The organism is Nguyenibacter vanlangensis, assembly GCF_013376155.1.
Classification (GTDB): domain Bacteria; phylum Pseudomonadota; class Alphaproteobacteria; order Acetobacterales; family Acetobacteraceae; genus Gluconacetobacter; species Gluconacetobacter vanlangensis.
The window spans coordinates 1-582 of sequence record NZ_JABXXP010001209.1; the positions used below are offsets into that span (position 1 = coordinate 1).

Consider the following 582-nt stretch of genomic DNA (forward strand, 5'->3'; position numbering starts at 1 on the left):
GGCCGATGGACGAGGCCCTGCTGGCGGCGCTCGGCCACATGCCGCCCTGCGCCGGCATCGCGCTGGGGTTCGACCGGCTGGTCATGCTGGCCGCCGGCACGGCGCGCATCGGCGACATCCAATGGCTCGAAGAAGGGGCAATGGTGTGAAGAGGGGGCAATGGCCGGGTTGAATGATCGAGTTGATTATTTGTAACATTGGCGCGCAGGCGCGGCCGATCCCGGGCATGCTATATTGACATTGCTGCAATTTTTACCCTTCAGCTCGGTATTCGTGTCATGAAATATGCTTCGCTTCTACCGCTTGCCGCCCTGCTCGCCCTGACGGCCTGCGAAGTCCCGTCGCCCGAGCAACGCAGGCTGCTCAACTCCATGGTCGGACGGCAGGAAGTCGACGTGATCCGCACCTTCGGCGTCCCCACCCGGTCGTATGAGGCCCAGGGCCACACGTTCCTCGCCTATATCGACAGGGAAACCAGCTATTCGCCGGGCGGCGGCTGGGGATGGGGCTACGGACCCGGCTGGGGTGGCCCCGGCTGGGGCGGCTGGGGCGGCTGGGGTGGCGGTTGGGGTGGTGGCTGGG

At 66.0% G+C, this 582-nt stretch carries 2 protein-coding genes; both read left to right on the plus strand.

The features are described from left to right. A partial coding sequence (locus tag HUK84_RS22150; RefSeq protein WP_317135332.1) for an amino acid--tRNA ligase-related protein occupies positions 1–149 on the plus strand: 149 nt, incomplete at its 5' end. Positions 150–278: 129 nt separating this feature from the next. Then, the coding region (locus tag HUK84_RS23585) for a hypothetical protein (RefSeq protein WP_176642036.1) at positions 279–582 on the plus strand (304 nt) is incomplete at its 3' end.